The organism is Sulfitobacter sp. 1A13496 (assembly GCF_043557225.1).
In the GTDB taxonomy this organism is placed as follows: domain Bacteria; phylum Pseudomonadota; class Alphaproteobacteria; order Rhodobacterales; family Rhodobacteraceae; genus Sulfitobacter; species Sulfitobacter faviae.
Window position 1 is genome coordinate 114214 of sequence record NZ_JBIFFP010000004.1, and the last position, 16303, is coordinate 130516.

Consider the following 16303-nt stretch of genomic DNA (forward strand, 5'->3'; position numbering starts at 1 on the left):
AGGTTCAGACACGTCCATCCAAGGCGATCACGCGCAAAGACCGAGGCTTCGCCCCTGTCCTTGTTCGCATTCTCTTTCATCCGGACTGTGACCGTCGGCTCTGGAGTCGCACCAGATCTGCTGACACCTTCGAAAAGGCCGCTCGCGGGCTTGCGGGGACCGCTTACCGCCGGTGGGGAATTTCGCCCCGCCCTGAGAATGATGTCAGGTTGCCAAGTTGCGCAAGGCTCTGCAATACCAAAAGAAACGCATAGGAGTGACCATGCACCCCAATCCGATCTACCGCAAAGAGGGCCGCGACCGGAACCTTGCCTTTGCTCGTGACACCGGCTTTGGCGTTCTGGCGATCAACGGGGCAGAGGGGCCGTTGATGGCGCATGTGCCTTTCATCCTGAACGACGCCGGGGATTTGGCTGCGTTGCATCTGGTGCGCTCAAACCCCATCGCGCGGGCGCTGAAAACCCCGCAGCCGGTGCGTTTGGCGGTGACGGGGGCCGATAGCTATGTCTCGCCCGACTGGTACGGGATCGAGGATCAGGTGCCGACATGGAACTATGTGGCCGTGCATCTGACCGGCACGCTGGTGCTGCGCCCGGCAGAGGAACTGCCGGATCTGCTGGCGCGGCAATCGGCGGTGTATGAGGCGCGGCTGGCCCCGAAGACCCCGTGGAAGATGGACAAGATGACCCCCGAGGCGCGGGACAAGATGCTCCGGATGATCGTGCCTTGTCACCTTCGCATCACCGGGGTCGACGGCACATGGAAGCTGGGCCAGAACAAGGATGCGGCCGTGCGTCTCGCGGCGGCGGATCAGATGGCGGCACATGGATTCGGCACGGATCCGGCGGTGATGGCGGCTCTGATGCGCGGGGTGTGATCGCCGTTGCGTCTGGCGCGGCGCCGTTGAATAGTGCGGGCAACCAAGGGGGGACTTCACGTGAAACTATTTTATTCTCCAACCTCGCCCTATGTCCGCAAGGTCATGGTACTGCTGCATGAGACCGGCCAGCTTGATGAAGTCGCGCTGGAGCCGACATCGGGCACGCCGCTGGCCCCGGCGGAGGGCTTTGCCGCGCGCAACCCGCTGACCAAAGTGCCCGCGCTGGAGCGGCCAGACGGCTGTACGCTGTACGACAGCCGGGTGATCTGCGCCTATTTGGATGACCGCGCCGGGGCGGGGCTTTACCCCCAAGGCACAAGCAGGTGGGACACTTTGACGCTGGAGGCCACGGCGGATGGGATGCTCGATGCTGCGCTCGCCATGGTCTATGAGGGCAAGCTGCGCCCCGAAGACAAACGCATGTCGGAATGGGTCGAAGGCCAGTGGGGCAAGGTCGATCGGGCCTGTAAGACGCTTAACAATCAATGGGCTGCACATTTGGCCGGGCCCTTGGACATGGGGCAAATCGCGCTTGGCTGCGCCTTGGGATATATCGATTTCCGCCATGGCGCGCGGGATTGGCGGGCCGGAAACCCTGATCTGGCGGCATGGTTCGATGCCTTTGATTCGCGTCCCGCGATGACCCATACCGCGCCGCCGCAGTAAGCGTGCCGTAATGATATTGCCACAATCGCGGTATTTTTGCCGCGTTGTGGCGCGGTTGATCCAAGATGCGCGGCTTTGACATCTGGACGGGCGCGGTCCATCCCGGTAGATAGCGGCGAGAAGTCAGGTGGCAAGGTGACGCCACCCCTATGTCTGTCGGCCAAAGTTGGCCAAGAATTGGAGTAAACCCGTGTCCCAAGCAGAAGAACACGCAGGCACCCGGAGGGATTTCCTGTATTACGCGACAGCCGGTACAGGTGCCGTCGCCGTTGGTGCCGCCGTCTGGCCGCTGGTCAACCAGATGAACCCCTCTGCCGACGTAAAGGCGCTGTCGTCCATTCGTGTGGATGTGTCCGGCGTCGAAGTCGGGACGCAGCTGACCGTGAAATGGCTGGGCAAGCCGGTGTTCATTCGCCGCCGCACCGAGGCCGAGATCGAAGAGGCAAACGCTGTCGACGTCTCCAGCCTGCCGGACCCCATTGCGCAGAACGCCAACCTGGGCGGTGACGTGCCCGCCACAGACGCCAACCGCGCCTTGGACGAAAACGGCGAATGGCTGGTTCAGATGGGTGTCTGCACGCACCTTGGCTGCGTGCCTTTGGGTGATGCTGGCGACTTTGGCGGCTGGTTCTGCCCCTGCCACGGGTCGCACTACGATACGGCGGGCCGCATCCGTAAAGGGCCGGCGCCGCGCAACTTGCCGGTGCCTGTCGCCGAATTCGTGGACGAGTCCACGATCAAACTGGGTTAAGGGAGCGGAAGAGAGATGTCTGGAATTCCTCACGACCATTACGAGCCGAATTCGAACGGCGAAAAGTGGCTGCACCGCCGCCTTCCCATCGTTGGCCTGTTGTACGACACATTGATGATCCCCACGCCCAAGAACCTGAACTGGATGTGGATTTGGGGCATCGTGCTGACCTTCTGTCTGGCACTGCAAATCATCACCGGTATCGTTCTGGTGATGCACTACACGCCGCATGTCGATCTGGCCTTCGCCTCGGTCGAGCACATCATGCGTGACGTGAACGGCGGCTATATGATCCGCTACCTGCATATGAACGGCGCGTCGCTGTTCTTCATCGCGGTCTATGCCCACATCTTCCGTGGTCTCTACTACGGGTCCTACAAAGCCCCGCGTGAGATCACATGGATCATCGGCATGTTGATCTACCTGCTGATGATGGCCACCGGCTTCATGGGCTACGTTCTGCCTTGGGGTCAGATGTCCTTCTGGGGCGCGACCGTGATCACCGGCCTCTTTGGCGCGATCCCCTTCGTGGGCGAGGGTCTTCAGACCTTCCTCCTGGGCGGGCCCGCCGTGGACAACGCGACGCTGAACCGCTTCTTCTCGCTGCACTATCTGCTGCCCTTCGTGATTGCGGGCCTCGTGGTGCTGCACATCTGGGCCTTCCACACCACCGGCAACAACAACCCCACCGGGGTTGAAGTGCGCCGCACCTCGAAAGAAGACGCCAAGAAAGACACGCTGCCCTTCTGGCCCTACTTCGTGATCAAGGACCTCTTCGCGCTGGCCGTGATCCTGACGCTGTTCTTCGCTGTCGTGGGCTTCATGCCGAACTATCTGGGCCACCCGGACAACTACATCGAAGCCAACGCGCTGGCGACACCTGCACATATCGTGCCGGAATGGTACTTCCTGCCCTTCTACGCGATCCTGCGGGCCTTCACTTCCGAGGTTTGGGTCGTGCAAATCGCGTCCTTCGTGACCGGTGGCATCATCGACGCTAAATTCTTCGGCGTGCTGGCGATGTTCGGGGCGATTGCCGTGATGGCGCTGGTGCCGTGGCTCGACACCTCCTCCGTGCGTTCGGGCCGGTATCGTCCGATGTTCAAGTGGTGGTTCGCCCTCTTGGTGATCGACTTCTTCGCCCTGATGTGGCTGGGTGCGATGCCCGCAGAGGAGCCCTATGCGACCTTCTCGCTGATCGCAGCAGCCTATTGGTTCGCCTATTTCCTCGTCATCCTGCCCCTCTTGGGCGTGATCGAGAAGCCCTTGGCGCAGCCTGAAACCATCGAAGCCGACTTTGACGCGCATTATGCGCCCAAGGCAGGCGGCACCAAGACGCTTGTGAACCCGGCGGAATAAGGATCATGACCATGATGAAGACCAACCTCCTTTCTGCTGTGGTTACTCTGGGCCTCGCCCTGCCGGGAACGGCAGTGCTGGCGCAGGACACGGCGACGGAAGAAGAACTGCTAACCACTCCGGCGGAAACGCCGGAGGCCGAAGCCGAAACCGCGCCTGTCGAAGAGTCGGTAGCGGAAGAAGCGCCTGCTGAAGAAGCTCCGGGTGAAGAAGCCCCGGCTGAAGCCGAAGCGGCGGACGTTGAGGCCGAAGCCGAAGCGGCTCCGGCAGAGGAACCCGCGATTGAAGCGGCTCCTGCTGAGGAAGCCGCAACCGAAGAAGCGCCGGCTGAAGAGGTTGCTACCGAAGAGGAAGCACCTGCGGATGACGTGGCAACTGAAGAAGTACCTGCTGCTGAAGAGGCCCCCGCCGAAGAAGCAGCCGTAGCGGAAGAGGCACCGGCCGAAGCGCCTGCAACTGAGGAAGCTGCCGCAGAGGAAGCGCCTGAAGAGGTTTCCGCCGAGGATGCATCCGAAGCGCCTGCCGAAGAAGTCGAAGCCACCGACGAAGTGCAATCGACAGCCGAGGAGAACGCCGAAAACGAAGTGATCGTCGAAGACGACGTTGATGGTCAGGCGCATGCCGAAGACCCCAATGTCGGTGTTATGGAAACCGATGATCACGGCGAAGCGCATGCGGCAGACGATCACGGGGATGAAGACGGTCACGGTGACGACGCGCATGATTCCCACGCGACACCGCATATCGACAACATCGACTTCTCCTTCGATGGTCCCTTCGGCGGCTATGACGTAAACCAGCTTCAGCGCGGTCTGCAGATCTACACCGAGGTTTGCGCGGCCTGCCACGGTCTGGAATATGTCGCGATGCGGACATTGGCGGACGAAAGCGGTCCGAACATGCCCGAAGAGCAGGTGATCGAATACGCCAAAGGCTATGACGTCTATGACGCCGAGCTGGACGACACCCGTCCCGGCACCCCGGTTGACCACTTCCCCGGTTCCAACCTGCCGAACGCGCCGGACCTGTCGCTGATGGCCAAAAAGCGCGCCGCGTTCCACGGCCCTTACGGTCTGGGCATCAACCAGTTCCTTAAAGGGATCGGCGGGCCGGAGTATATCACAGCGCTTCTGACCGGCTACACCGGCGAAGAGAAAGAGCAAGCGGGCACGGTTCTCTATGAGAACACCGTTTTCCCGGGCGGCTGGATCGCCATGGCGCCCCCGCTTTCGGATGAGCTGGTCGAGTTCGCGGATGAGCATGCCAACGACGTGCAGCACATGGCCGAGGACGTCTCTGCCTTCCTGATGTGGACCGCCGAGCCGAAGCTGGGCGCACGCAAACAAGCTGGCTTTGCCGGGGTTGTTCTGCTGGGTCTGCTCTCGGTCCTGCTCTATCTGACCAACAAGAAGCTCTGGGCGCCGGTCAAGAACCGCCGCAAGGACGGCTGATCGGGCCACGGCTTTTGGAAATGAGAAGGGCGTCGGGAAACCGGCGCCCTTTTTTTGTGGCCATGCGTTATGATGGCGGCCACTTGGCCTAAAACCTCTCAACAGGTTCCGCGCATTGGAACAGCGCGATTTGGCGAGGTTACATGATACGGAATCGTTTCGAGTGCGGCAGCCCTTCCGGCCACAGCCTCGTTCTATCGCCCCCGGGGAGGGCGATGCCCTTCGCGCTAGGCGGTCAGCTGCGTTCCTGAAATTCCGGTGATCTCAGCCTGCACGATCTCACCTTCAACCTGCGGAGCGGCAAAGCTCACCTCCGTGAACTGCGCCGTGCGGCCCATGTGGGGGTTCTCCATCAACACGTCATGTGTGCGCCCGACCTGCGCCTCCAGATGCCGTTGCACCTGCCGCTCGCCAGCCGCCCGCAGTCGTGCGGCACGCTCCTTGATCGCCGCACCATTCACCGCGGGCATCCGCGCCGCCGGCGTGCCGGGACGGGCGGAGTAGGGGAAGACATGCAGCCATGTCAGGTCGCATTCCTCGACCAGTTTCAGCGAGTTCTCGAACATCGCCTCGGTCTCGGTCGGGAAGCCAGCGATGATGTCCGCGCCGAAGGTCATATCGGGGCGCAACGCGCGGGCCTCTTGGGCAAACCGGATCGCGTCGTCGCGCAGGTGCCGGCGCTTCATGCGCTTGAGGATCATGTCGTCGCCATGCTGCAGCGACAGATGCAGATGCGGCATCAGGCGCGGTTCGGTGGCGATGGCTTGCATCAGGTTCTCGTCCACCTCGATCGAATCGATTGAAGAGATCCGCAACCGCGGCAGGTCGGACACCAGCTTCAGGATGCGCATCACCAAGTCGCCGAGCTTTGGCGTCGCCGGCAAATCGGCGCCCCAAGAGGTCAGGTCGACCCCGGTCAGCACCACCTCGTTGAAGCCCTTGTCCACCAGCCGCTTGATCTGGTCCACCACCACGCCCGCGGGCACCGAGCGCGAATTGCCGCGGCCATAGGGTATGATGCAGAAGGTGCAGCGGTGGTCGCAGCCGTTTTGGACCTGCACATAGGCGCGGCTGCGGGTGCCAAAACCGTCGATCAGATGGCCAGCGGTCTCGGTCACCGACATGATGTCGTCGACCTGCACGGTCTCAGTCTCGCCGATGAAATCGGCGGCCATGCCCTGCCACGTCGCGCCCTGCATCTTCTCGGTGTTGCCGATCACGGCATCGACCTCAGGCATGGCGTTAAAGGTCTCGGGCTCGGTCTGGGCGGCGCAGCCGGTCACGATCAACCTCGCCTCGGGATGTGCCTTGCGCAGCTTGCGGATGTCCTGACGGGCCTTGCGGACCGCCTCGGCCGTGACCGCGCAGGTATTGACCACCACGGCGTTCTCAAGGCCCGCCTGTTCGGCGAGTTCTTTCATCGCCTCGGTCTCATAGGCGTTGAGGCGGCAGCCCATGGTGCTGAAAATCGGGGCGCTCATGTCAGGCTCTCCAGAAATGCGGGGGTGAGGCTGCCGGAGAAGACATGCATCGTCGGCCCGGTCATCCAGACGCCATCCTCGCGCCAGTCGATATGCAGCGTGCCGCCGTCGAGATCGATGCGCACGGCACGGCCCGTGAGGCCCCGGCGCGCGGCGGCCACGGCGGTGGCGCAGGAGGAGGAACCCGAGGCCAGCGTCACGCCGACGCCACGCTCCCAGACGCGCATGCGGATGTGGTCCGGTCCGACGATCTGCGCGACCTGCACGTTGGTGCGCTCAGGGTAGAGCGGGTCATGCTCGGCGCGGGGGCCCAGATCGGAAAGGTCCACCGCTTCGGCATCCTCGACGAAAAAGGTGCAATGCGGGTTGCCCATGCCGGTGGCGGTCGGGTCGCCGTCGATCGGCAGGTGCAGCGTGTCCATCTCGCGCACCAGCGGCACCTCGTCCCACTTTAGCTGCGGATGGCCCATGTTGACGGAAGTCAGGCCACCCCCGGCGTCTTTCGCTGCCAGATCGCCGCGTGCTGTAGTCAGATGCAGCGAATCGCGGCCTGTGTCGTCCATCAGATAGCGCGCGATGCAGCGGGTGGCGTTGCCACAGGCGGCGGAAAGGGAGCCGTCGCTGTTGTAAAAGGTCAGATGCGCGTCGCCGGCCCCGCGCGTGATCACCGCAAGCTGATCGAATCCCACACCAAATTGCCGGTGTCCGATGGCTTGTGCCATCGCCGGGGTCACGTCGATTCCTTCCGCGCGTGCATCGAACACGACGAAATCATTGCCAAGCCCATGCATCTTCATGAAGGGCAATCCGGGGGTCTGATCGCTGTACATTCGGCGCATATAACCCCGGCATGAAAACTAATCCAGCATCTCGCAAGATTTTCGTAATTAAGGGCTTGACCCTGCCGCCCGTAATTTCTAGTTACCCGCCTAGTGGGCCGTTAGCTCAGTTGGTAGAGCAACTGACTTTTAATCAGTAGGTCGATGGTTCGAACCCATCACGGCTCACCACTCACCCCCCTTCCTAAATGGTTATGGATCAGGTGTTTGGTGCCGCCCGCGGGCGGTTTTGCCTATTCCTGACCGCGCAGCCGGGCCGAGCGCCGCCGCAGCGCTTCGAGCACGAAAAGCATCGTCGCCGAGAGCACCACCAGCAGCGTCGCAACCGCCAGAATCGTCGGGTTGATCTGCTCGCGCAGGCCCGAGAACATCTGCCGCGGAATCGTGCGTTGTTCGGGGCCTGCGAGGAAGAGCACCAGCACCACCTCGTCGAAGGAGGTCACGAAGGCAAAAAGCCCGCCCGAAATCACGCCGGGGCGGATGAGCGGAATCACCACGTCCCAGAACACCTTGATCGGAGAGGCCCCGAGGCTCAGCCCCGCCACGAAGAGTGAGCGGTCAAAGCCGCTGAGTGTGGCGGTAACGGTGATGATGACAAAGGGCACGCCGAGCGCCGCATGGGCGATGATCAGCCCGGTGAAGGTGCCGACCAGATTGAACTGCGTATAGAAAAAGAACATGCCCGCCGCGATGATGATCAACGGCACGATCATCGGCGACAGCAGCAGCGCGGTGATGACCCGTTTGAACGGCATCCAAGGCGAGGCGAGGCCGACGGCGGCCAGTGTCCCCAGAACCGTGGCGATGCTTGCCGCAGCGATGCCGATGACGAAGGAATTGCGGATCGCGATGCGCCATTTCTGATCGTCGACGATCTCGTGATACCAGCGCGTCGAATAGGCGTTCGGGTCGAGCGACAGCATGCCTTGGGTGAAGGTGAAGAAGGGCTCGGCATTGAACGACAGCGGCATGATGACGAGGATCGGCAGCATCAGGAAAATCAGCACCAGCCCCGCCATGATGCGCAGGCCGTAGTGCCCCGCCTTGTGCCAGATCGTGTAATAGTCGGGCAGTTGGCTCATGACGTCATCCCAGCTTAAGGTTGTCGGTGCCGACGAAACGGTCGAACAGCCAGTAGAGAACGAGGATCAGGATCAGCAGGAGCGAGCCCAAGGCCGCCGCCAGTTCCCAGTTGTTGGACACCTGCATGTGGAAGGCGATGATGTTCGAGATCATCTGCCCATCGGTGCCGCCCACAAGTGCGGGCGTGATGTAGTAGCCGACCGAGATGATGAAGACCAAGAGCGCCCCGGCAGAGAGGCCCGGCAGGCTCATTGGCAGGTAGATTTTGTACCACGCGCCGATGGGGTTCGACCCCATCGAAATCGCCGCGCGCATGAAGCTCGAATCGATCCCGCGCATCACCGCGTAGAGCGGCAGCACCATGAAGGGCAGCAGGATGTGGGTCATGGCGAGGATGGTGGAGAATTCGTTGTAGAGCAGCTCAATGGGCTCGTTGATCAGCCCGGCCCAGAGCAGGGAGGAGTTCACTACGCCCCCGGCTTGCAGCAGCGCGATCCACGCGGTGGTGCGCACCAAGAGCGAGGTCCAGAAGGGCAGCAGGACAAAGACCATCAGGAAATTCGCCGTCGCGGGGCTGGCCTGCGACATGTAGAAAGCCAGCGGATAGCCCAGCAGCATCGTCAGCCCGGTGATGATCAGAGCCATCTTCAGCGTCTTGGTGTAGAGCTGTTTGTAGATCTGCGTGTCGCGTTGGACGATGTCCCCTTCGGAGTCGTATTCCATATCGACAGCGGTGAGGTAGTAGCTCGACGTATAGACCTGCCCGGCGCTGCGGATCGCGCGCCAAGTGGCGGGCTTGGCCCAACGGTCGTTCTTTTCCAGCAGCATCTCGGCGCCATTGGCGGCAAGCTCGGCATCCTCGGCGCGGCGCAGGCCCCGGGCGGTGGATTTGATGACGCTCGACATGCCCGGCAGGGCGCGGTTGATCTCATCGGCGAACCTGCCGGAGGTGCGGTTGTTTGCCATGCGCTTCATGTCGATGGCCATCTGGGTGATGACCGCCGTGTCGGGCAGGCTTTCGCCCTCCCAGTCTTCGAGCATCTCCAGCGTTTCGGGCACCAGTTCGGCCACGGTGGGGTTGTAGACGCTGCGGAACAGCATCGTGGTGATCGGTGCGACAAAGGCGAAAAGGATAAAGACCAGCAGCGGCACCACGAACAGAAACGCCTGCGTGCGGCGTCTGCGCATTTGGCGACGGGCGTTGGCGGCGTCTTGGGAACTGAGGCTGGACACGCGGTTACTCTTCTATAGGGGTTGGGTGCCCCGCGCCCGGTCAGGCGCGGGGCAGGGGGCTTATTGCAGCAGCCATTCGTTGAACTTCTCGCCCAACGTCTCGCCGTAGTCGGCCCAGAAGATGCCATCGGCTTTGACGCCTTCGTCAAGATGCGCGGTCGGCAGGTCTTGCTTGACCTCTTCGGGCAGCAGCGCCTGAGCAGAGGCGCGGGTCGGACCATAGGCCACGTCCTGCATGCCCGAGAGCGGCACGGTGCCTGTGGCGAATTTGATGAACTCCATCGCCTCTTCTTTCTTCTCGGTGCCCTTCATGATGGCCCAAACGTCGAGGTCATAGATGTGGCTGTCCCAGACGATCTCGAAGGGGGCGCCATCATCCTTGATCGCGGCGAAGATGCGGCCATTGGCGGATTGCACCATGGTCGCCCCACCGTCGTTCAGCAGAACGGGGGCCTGAGACCAGCTGTCGTACCAAGTGATGTCGTCCTTGATGGTGTCGAGTTTGGCAAAGGCGCGTTTCTGCCCCTCTTCGGTGGCCAACACTTCATAGACCTCTTCCGGGGCGACGCCATCGGCCAGCAGCGCCCATTCCATGTTGACCTGAGGCCGCTTGCGCAGACCGCGTTTGCCGGGGAACGCCTCGGTATCAAAGAAGTCTTCGATGGTTTTCGGGCCTTCGCCGTTCTCGGTGTTCACGGCAAAGACGACGGACCAGACGATATTGCCCACGCCGCATTCATTGGCCAGCGCGTCCTCGATGAAGTCATCCGCTGCCGAGGTGCCATCGTCGCCATCGGGCAGAACCGATTGGTCGATCACTTCCAGATAGCCTTCGGCACAGGCGCGTTCGAGGTCGATCACCTCAATGTCGACGACATCCCACAGGATGTTGCCCGCCTCGACCTGCGCCTTCATCTCGGCCACGCCGCCGCCGTAGTCCTCGAACAGGATGTTGGTGCCGGATTTATCCATATAGGGCTGGATCATATGTTCCATCTGCGCGGCGCCATAGGCCCCGCCAAAGGACGTCACCGTTAGATCCTCGGCCAAGGCGGTGCTGGCGATCAGCGCCGCGGTGGCCAGATAACTCAGATGCTTCTTCATCGGTCTCTCCTTGTCATGTCCAGGTTTTATGCGGGGCCCCGGTTTGCCCCCGGTCGCCCTTAATTGGCAAAGGCGATGCAGTCTTTCGTCAGGGACAACAGCTGCGCCGTCGCGCCCTCTTCGAACTCGGGCGCGGACAGGTCGTTGAGCACTTTGACGATAATGTCGGTGCCGTCCGGCAGGCGAAAATAATAGCGGATAAAATCGCCCACATAGATGCGCGTGACAAAGGTCGCCGTCAGCGCGTTGTCATGGGCGTGGGTCGTGGGATGGATGAACAGTTTCTCGGGCCGGATGGAGACGCGGCATTGCGCGCCTTCGGTCAGCCCTTCGGAGGTCTGCGTGGTGATCGTGCCGGTATCGGTCTCGACCTTGGCGATCTCGCCTTCGATCCGGGTGACGCGGCCCTGCACGAAGTTGTTCTCGCCGATGAATTCGGCCACGAAGGCATTCACCGGGCGCTCGTACAATTCCGCGGGCGGGGCGCATTGCTGCACCACACCGTCGTTGAAGACGGCGATCCGGTCGGACATCGACAGCGCCTCGGTCTGGTCATGGGTGACGTAGATGACGGTAAAGCCGATCTGCTTGTGCAGGCGGGTGATCTCAAACTGCATCTGTTCGCGCAGGTTCTTGTCGAGCGCGCCCAGAGGTTCGTCCATCAGGATGAGCGTCGGCTGGAAGATCATCGCGCGGGCCAGCGCCACGCGCTGCCGTTGCCCACCCGAAAGCTGCCCGGGGCGGCGGTCGCCAAAGGCCGAAAGCTCGACCAGCGACAGATACTCGGCCACACGCTCTTTGATATCCGCCTTGGACATTTTCCGCACGCTCAGCGGATAGGCGAGGTTTTCGGCCACGGTCATATGCGGGAACAGCGCGTAGTTTTGAAACACCATGCCGATGTTGCGCTTGTTCGGCGCGGTCTTGTTGATCGAGCGGCCGTTGATCGCGATATCGCCCGAGGTGACGCTCTCAAACCCCGCCAACATCATCAAAACGGTGGTCTTGCCCGAGCCCGAGGGGCCAAGAAGGGTGATGAACTCCCCCTCCTGTACATCCATGTCGAAGCCTTTGACGACGAGATTTTCCTGATCGTAGCTCTTCTTGACGTTATCGAAACGCAGAAAAGTCTCTGCTTTGGTGTCTTTCATTGTGTCGCGGCTCTCCCTGTCGCTGGGGGGAGTTAAACAGGTGCGATGATTCTAAACAATATGTTGCACCATTTAAGAGAATCGCGCCCTTCCCGGCGCTTATCGCATGGGCATTTAGCCCCGGGTGATGGCAAGATCGGCGGCTTTCGCCACGTTCTGCGAGAAATCGGTGGTAGAGCACCTATGTAGAAAGCTGACCACGCGGGCAGACTGTCCGGCAGGCGAAACCGATCAAAAGGAGAGGCACCGATGGGCAAGCGTATCGCAATCGTAGGGGGCGGCTATCTGGGGGCTGAACTGGCCAAGGCGATGGACCAGATCGCCGAGGTGACCTTGATCGAGCCGCGCAGCCATTTCGTACATGCCTCCGCGATGATCCGCGCCGTGGTGCAGCCCAGTTTGGTTGAGGAATCGCTGATCCCATATGACCGGTTGCTGAAACGGGGCCGCGTTGTTGCGGCGCGGGCGACTGGTGTCGATGGCGAGGGTGTCACGCTGGAGGACGGCACGCGGGTCGAGGCGGATTACATCGTCGTCGCCACCGGCTCGGACTATGCGACGCCGTTCAAGCCCAAGGGCGCAGATATCGACGGGCTGCGGGCCGCGAACCAAGAGACGCGTGAGAAATTGCTCGCGGCCAAGACGGTGGGCATCATCGGTGCGGGTGCTGTCGGGGTCGAACTTGCTGGTGAGATCGCCCATGCCATGCCCGACAAGAAGATCACCCTGATCACGAAAGACGACAAGCTTTTCGCAGGAAAGCCCGACAGCCTCGGCGCGTCGCTGGGCAGGAAGCTGAAACGCGCCGGGGTGGAGCTGATCCTCGGCAAGAAGGCCGAAGGGCTCGCCTCCATGACAGAGCCACATGCGGGCAGCCTCACCCTTGACGGCGGGGCGGAGCGGGCATTCGATCTGATCTTCCCCGTCTTGGGCGCGCGCGCCGCGTCAGAATTGTTGAAGAACCTGCCGGGGGCCGAGGTCACCGCTGCGGAGCGGATCAAGACCGATGGCTATTTGCGCCCCTCATCCCCGCCCAATGTCTTTGCCGCGGGGGATGTGGCGGACCCGGGCGACAATATGACCATCGTCGCGGTCAGCCGGCAGTTGCCTTGGCTGCGAAAGACCCTCACCGGGCTGATCACGGGCCGCAAGCTGGCGGATATGAAAACCTATCGCCCTTGGGGCGCGGAGGCACCGATTCTGCTGCCCTTGGGGCCGGTGCGCGGCAATAGCTTTTTGATGCTCTTCACCGCGGGCGATTGGGTGACGCAAAAGATGAAGGGCGCGCATCTCTTTGTATCGAAGTACCAAAAGCTGCTGAACAGGCATTAGCCGCAGCCCGAGGGTGGGGCGCTCTATACCTCAGAATAGGGCGCTTATCCCGACGCCAACAGGCATTGCGCGGCGAGATGTGTGAAGGTTGAGGCAAGTCAACTCAGGAGCACAAGCCATGTCCATTCAGTTCAGCAACAGTTTCGACGCCGCCCAAGCCGTTAGCGAAATCACGCCGATCACCACCTGCGTCAGCATGGGCAAATACGCGACCGCACAGGGGGAGCTTATCTGGCAAAGGGGTGAGATCGCCTGCGTGCGTTCCGACTCGGCGATGTTCGTCGGCAAACGCATTTAAGCATTCACGTCATATTAAATCCCTCACCACTAGGGTGACCCCTTGGGGCGTGATTAAAGTGTAAGGCGGGGCGCGATGAACTGGAATGCTATCGTTATCGACGATTCTGAGATCGCACGACAGTTCATTCAAGCGTCCCTCGCCGAGGTCGGGTTTTCCTGCGTGGCGGACTATGGCTGCCCCGCCCAAGCTCTGCTCGCGCTGGCGCAGGAGCGGATCGCGACGGATGTGATCATCACGGATTTCATGATGCCCGCGATGGATGGGCTTGAGTTCTGTAGCCATGTCAGAGGTTTGCCGTTCTATCGGGGCATCCCGGTCGTCATGATCTCAACCCGGAAAGACGCCGATCTGCTGCGCCGCGCTTTGGCGGCGGGGGCAAGCGATTGTTTGAAAAAGCCTTTCAGCCTGGCCGAGCTTGCTGCGCGGCTACAGTTTTGCCTGCAAAATGCGGGTGTCCGCGTCCAATAGGGCCGTGCGTGACCGGCGTGGCTAAGCGCCCCCGAAGGGGTGGTGCGTCGGGGCCGTTGAAGGCCTGATCTTTAGTCAATCATCTGTCGGGGAATATGGTGCCCAGGAGAGGACTCGAACCTCCACACCGTTGCCAGTACTAGCACCTGAAGCTAGCGCGTCTACCATTCCGCCACCTGGGCACGTATCGTGTGGGGTGCTCTAAGGCTCAGTCGGGTGACTGTCAATCGCAATTTATGCGAAAATCGGAAAATCCTGCCCGCGAGGCGCTGCAGCCGGGGGTTTGGCCTTGTGACAGGGGCGGTGCGCGGGTACATCCTGTCAGAGAATTTATCTACAGGAGCGGCAGAATGTCTAAGCTGGTCACGATTTATGGCGGTTCGGGGTTTGTCGGACGCTATATCGCGTATCGCATGGCCAGAGCTGGTTGGCGGGTGCGGGTGGCGGTGCGCCATCCCAACGAAGCGCTCTTTGTGCGGACCTATGGTGTGGTCGGCCAGGTTGAACCTGTTTTGTGCAACATCCGCAACGATGGCTCCGTGGCCGACGCGCTGCGCGGCGCGGATGCGGTGGTGAACTGCGTGGGCATTCTGGTCGAGACCGGCAAGAACAGCTTTGACGCCGTCCAATCCGAAGGGGCCGAGCGTATCGCCCGCATGGCCGCCGCCGAAGAGATCGGCCATTTCGTGCATGTCTCCGCCATCGGCGCGGATATGGAGGCCGAAAGCGACTATGCCCGCACCAAAGGCGAGGGCGAGGCTGCCATTCTCAAGCATATGCCCCATGCCGTGATCCTGCGCCTCTCGATCATGTTCGGGCCAGAGGACGAATTCTTTAACCGTTTTGCAGGCATGACCCGCACCGGCCCGATCCTGCCGGTCGCCGGGGCCTCGACCCGCTTCCAGCCGGTGTTCGTCGATGACGTGGCCAAGGCGGCGGAAAAAGCACTGGAGGGGCAGGTCCCTTCGGGCGTCTATGAACTCGGCGGTCCCGATGTGGATACCTTCCGCGGGTTGATGCAGCGCATGCTTAAGGTGATTCACCGCCGTCGGTTGGTGCTCAACATGCCGTGGTTCCTCGCCAAAATCGTCGCCTTCGGGTTCGATATGGTGCAGACGGCTACCTTTGGGCTGTTCACCAACAAGATGCTGACCCGCGATCAGGTCAAGAACCTGCGCAAGGACAATGTCGTAGCGGATGACGCGCGTGGCTTTGCCGAGATTGACATCACCCCCACCGCGATGGATGCGGTGCTGCCTGACTATCTCTGGCGGTTCCGGCCTTCGGGGCAATATGACGCCATCAAAGCATCGGCACGTAACCTGCGGCAGGGATAATGGAACAATCGACCACTCTGATCGCCGCCTTTCTGGGTTTGCTGGAGGGGCTGACAGAGTTCATCCCCGTATCTTCGACCGGGCATCTTTTGCTGGCCGGTCATTTTCTGGGTTTCGAAAGCGCCGGACGGACCTTTGAGGTCGTGATCCAATTGGGCGCGGTGCTGGCGATCCTGACGGTTTATTCCGCGCGGCTTTGGGCGGTCTTCTCGGCCGCGCCGCATGATCCGCAGGCGCGGCGGTTCATCTGGTCCGTGCTTCTGGCCTTTCTGCCTGCGGTCGTGATCGGCGTCTTGGCGCATGACTTCATCAAAACAGTCCTTTTCGAGACGCCCTTGCTGATCGCCGTCATGTTGGTGCTGGGCGGGGTGGTCCTGCTGGTCGTAGACCGCATTGCCCCTGCGCCGACCCATTCCGACGCGACCAAATTCCCGCTTTCCATGGCGTTTAAGATTGGGGTGATCCAATGTCTCGCCATGGTGCCGGGCACCTCACGTTCGGGGGCGACGATTGTTGGCGCCCTGTTGCTGGGCGCCAGTAAGCGGGCGGCGGCGGAATTCTCCTTCTTTCTGTCGATGCCGACGATGGCGGGCGCTTTCGCCTATGACATCTACAAGAACCGCGATGTGCTGGATGCCTCGGCCATGGGCGAGATTGCCGTGGGCTTCGCCATGGCCTTTATCTCTGCCGTTTTCGTGGTGCGTTGGGTGCTCGATTACATCAGCCGCTATGGATATGCGCTTTTCGGATGGTGGCGAATCCTTGTGGGCGGGGTGGTTATCCTCGCACTTTGGGCTGGGTTTTAGTAGGTAGGTCCGCATCGGACCTTAAATGATGCATAAAAATGATGGTCGAGCCTCCCATTTG

At 61.5% G+C, this 16303-nt stretch carries 16 protein-coding genes, 2 tRNA genes and 1 riboswitch; of the genes, 11 read left to right on the forward strand and 7 right to left on the reverse strand.

The genetic code is table 11. From position 1 onward, the window contains the following. Positions 1 to 64 precede the first annotated feature (64 nt). Positions 65 to 204: riboswitch (FMN riboswitch) on the reverse strand. 58 nt (positions 205 to 262) lie between these two features. From ACGYLX_RS11110 to ACGYLX_RS11130, 5 genes are all read left to right on the forward strand, one after another. Beyond that, positions 263 to 877: an FMN-binding negative transcriptional regulator gene (locus ACGYLX_RS11110; RefSeq protein WP_394449452.1), complete on the forward strand. Its 615-nt coding sequence runs from the start codon at positions 263 to 265 to the stop codon at positions 875 to 877. Between the two features lie 60 nt (positions 878 to 937). Then, positions 938 to 1546 (forward strand): glutathione S-transferase, encoded by a 609-nt coding sequence (locus tag ACGYLX_RS11115; RefSeq protein WP_394449455.1) that lies wholly within the window; start codon positions 938 to 940, stop codon positions 1544 to 1546. A 190-nt stretch (positions 1547 to 1736) separates the two neighbouring features. After that, positions 1737 to 2297 carry a ubiquinol-cytochrome c reductase iron-sulfur subunit gene (gene petA / locus ACGYLX_RS11120; protein WP_394417461.1) on the forward strand — a complete coding sequence of 187 codons (561 nt, stop codon included), beginning with the start codon at positions 1737 to 1739 and terminating at the stop codon, positions 2295 to 2297. Positions 2298 to 2312: 15 nt separating this feature from the next. Then, positions 2313 to 3656 carry a cytochrome b gene (gene petB, locus ACGYLX_RS11125; protein WP_394449459.1) on the forward strand — a complete coding sequence of 448 codons (1344 nt, stop codon included), beginning with the start codon at positions 2313 to 2315 and terminating at the stop codon, positions 3654 to 3656. An 11-nt stretch (positions 3657 to 3667) separates the two neighbouring features. Then, the gene (locus tag ACGYLX_RS11130; RefSeq protein ID WP_394449460.1) at positions 3668 to 5107 is read left to right on the forward strand and encodes a cytochrome c1; all 1440 of its coding nucleotides are present in this window, start codon (positions 3668 to 3670) and stop codon (positions 5105 to 5107) included. A 227-nt stretch (positions 5108 to 5334) separates the two neighbouring features. Here ACGYLX_RS11130 and mtaB read toward each other — a convergent pair whose 3' ends face one another. Together mtaB and dapF are read right to left on the reverse strand one after the other, a co-directional pair. Beyond that, a complete protein-coding gene (gene mtaB, locus ACGYLX_RS11135; RefSeq protein WP_394449463.1) occupies positions 5335 to 6588 on the reverse strand; it encodes a tRNA (N(6)-L-threonylcarbamoyladenosine(37)-C(2))-methylthiotransferase MtaB in 1254 nt (417 codons plus the stop codon). Then, the gene (gene dapF / locus ACGYLX_RS11140) at positions 6585 to 7418 is read right to left on the reverse strand and encodes a diaminopimelate epimerase (RefSeq protein WP_394449465.1); all 834 of its coding nucleotides are present in this window, start codon (positions 7416 to 7418) and stop codon (positions 6585 to 6587) included. The genes mtaB and dapF overlap by 4 nt, the downstream gene beginning before the upstream one ends. Positions 7419 to 7522: 104 nt before the next feature. Between dapF and ACGYLX_RS11145 the strand changes: the two genes are divergently transcribed. Beyond that, positions 7523 to 7598: transfer RNA gene (locus tag ACGYLX_RS11145), tRNA-Lys, on the forward strand. Between the two features lie 62 nt (positions 7599 to 7660). Here the strand turns inward: ACGYLX_RS11145 and ACGYLX_RS11150 are convergent. Genes ACGYLX_RS11150 through ACGYLX_RS11165 form a run of 4 tightly spaced genes read right to left on the reverse strand, consistent with a single transcriptional unit; the run spans position 7661 to position 11998 of the window. Then, the gene (locus tag ACGYLX_RS11150; RefSeq protein WP_394449468.1) at positions 7661 to 8509 is read right to left on the reverse strand and encodes an ABC transporter permease; all 849 of its coding nucleotides are present in this window, start codon (positions 8507 to 8509) and stop codon (positions 7661 to 7663) included. Positions 8510 to 8513: 4 nt separating this feature from the next. Further along, positions 8514 to 9743: an ABC transporter permease gene (locus ACGYLX_RS11155; RefSeq protein WP_394449471.1), complete on the reverse strand. Its 1230-nt coding sequence runs from the start codon at positions 9741 to 9743 to the stop codon at positions 8514 to 8516. A 60-nt stretch (positions 9744 to 9803) separates the two neighbouring features. Further along, a complete protein-coding gene (locus ACGYLX_RS11160; RefSeq protein WP_394449474.1) occupies positions 9804 to 10847 on the reverse strand; it encodes an ABC transporter substrate-binding protein in 1044 nt (347 codons plus the stop codon). Positions 10848 to 10906: 59 nt separating this feature from the next. Continuing rightward, positions 10907 to 11998: an ABC transporter ATP-binding protein gene (locus tag ACGYLX_RS11165; RefSeq protein ID WP_209219605.1), complete on the reverse strand. Its 1092-nt coding sequence runs from the start codon at positions 11996 to 11998 to the stop codon at positions 10907 to 10909. A gap of 249 nt (positions 11999 to 12247) precedes the next feature. On the opposite strand from ACGYLX_RS11165, the gene ACGYLX_RS11170 reads away from it, so the two are divergent. From ACGYLX_RS11170 to ACGYLX_RS11180, 3 genes are all read left to right on the forward strand, one after another. Then, entirely contained in the window at positions 12248 to 13330 is a 1083-nt protein-coding gene (locus ACGYLX_RS11170) for an NAD(P)/FAD-dependent oxidoreductase (protein ID WP_394449477.1), read from the forward strand. Positions 13331 to 13448: 118 nt separating this feature from the next. Further along, entirely contained in the window at positions 13449 to 13628 is a 180-nt protein-coding gene (locus ACGYLX_RS11175; RefSeq protein ID WP_394449480.1) for a hypothetical protein, read from the forward strand. Positions 13629 to 13703: 75 nt separating this feature from the next. Further along, the gene (locus tag ACGYLX_RS11180) at positions 13704 to 14099 is read left to right on the forward strand and encodes a PleD family two-component system response regulator (RefSeq protein ID WP_394449482.1); all 396 of its coding nucleotides are present in this window, start codon (positions 13704 to 13706) and stop codon (positions 14097 to 14099) included. Positions 14100 to 14195: 96 nt separating this feature from the next. Here ACGYLX_RS11180 and ACGYLX_RS11185 read toward each other — a convergent pair. Continuing rightward, positions 14196 to 14281, reverse strand: a tRNA-Leu gene (locus tag ACGYLX_RS11185). 168 nt (positions 14282 to 14449) lie between these two features. Here ACGYLX_RS11185 and ACGYLX_RS11190 point away from each other — a divergent pair. Then, complete coding sequence (locus tag ACGYLX_RS11190; RefSeq protein WP_394449484.1) at positions 14450 to 15436, forward strand: complex I NDUFA9 subunit family protein; 987 nt, start codon at positions 14450 to 14452, stop codon at positions 15434 to 15436. Further along, the gene (locus ACGYLX_RS11195; protein ID WP_271688732.1) at positions 15436 to 16242 is read left to right on the forward strand and encodes an undecaprenyl-diphosphate phosphatase; all 807 of its coding nucleotides are present in this window, start codon (positions 15436 to 15438) and stop codon (positions 16240 to 16242) included. Before ACGYLX_RS11190 ends, ACGYLX_RS11195 begins: the two co-directional genes overlap by 1 nt. Positions 16243 to 16303: the final 61 nt, after the last annotated feature.

What these genes read in the sequence shown, in the direction of transcription:
- ACGYLX_RS11180 (WP_394449482.1), top strand. Translation starts at nt 13,704, where the DNA reads ATGAACTGGAATGCTATCGTTATCGACGATTCTGAGATCGCACGACAG.
- ACGYLX_RS11150 (WP_394449468.1), bottom strand. Translation starts at nt 8,509, where the DNA reads ATGAGCCAACTGCCCGACTATTACACGATCTGGCACAAGGCGGGGCAC.
- ACGYLX_RS11165 (WP_209219605.1), bottom strand. Translation starts at nt 11,998, where the DNA reads ATGAAAGACACCAAAGCAGAGACTTTTCTGCGTTTCGATAACGTCAAG.
- dapF (WP_394449465.1), bottom strand. Translation starts at nt 7,418, where the DNA reads ATGTACAGCGATCAGACCCCCGGATTGCCCTTCATGAAGATGCATGGG.
- ACGYLX_RS11160 (WP_394449474.1), bottom strand. Translation starts at nt 10,847, where the DNA reads ATGAAGAAGCATCTGAGTTATCTGGCCACCGCGGCGCTGATCGCCAGC.
- ACGYLX_RS11190 (WP_394449484.1), top strand. Translation starts at nt 14,450, where the DNA reads ATGTCTAAGCTGGTCACGATTTATGGCGGTTCGGGGTTTGTCGGACGC.
- ACGYLX_RS11110 (WP_394449452.1), top strand. Translation starts at nt 263, where the DNA reads ATGCACCCCAATCCGATCTACCGCAAAGAGGGCCGCGACCGGAACCTT.
- mtaB (WP_394449463.1), bottom strand. Translation starts at nt 6,588, where the DNA reads ATGAGCGCCCCGATTTTCAGCACCATGGGCTGCCGCCTCAACGCCTAT.
- ACGYLX_RS11195 (WP_271688732.1), top strand. Translation starts at nt 15,436, where the DNA reads ATGGAACAATCGACCACTCTGATCGCCGCCTTTCTGGGTTTGCTGGAG.
- ACGYLX_RS11175 (WP_394449480.1), top strand. Translation starts at nt 13,449, where the DNA reads ATGTCCATTCAGTTCAGCAACAGTTTCGACGCCGCCCAAGCCGTTAGC.
- ACGYLX_RS11170 (WP_394449477.1), top strand. Translation starts at nt 12,248, where the DNA reads ATGGGCAAGCGTATCGCAATCGTAGGGGGCGGCTATCTGGGGGCTGAA.
- petB (WP_394449459.1), top strand. Translation starts at nt 2,313, where the DNA reads ATGTCTGGAATTCCTCACGACCATTACGAGCCGAATTCGAACGGCGAA.
- ACGYLX_RS11130 (WP_394449460.1), top strand. Translation starts at nt 3,668, where the DNA reads ATGATGAAGACCAACCTCCTTTCTGCTGTGGTTACTCTGGGCCTCGCC.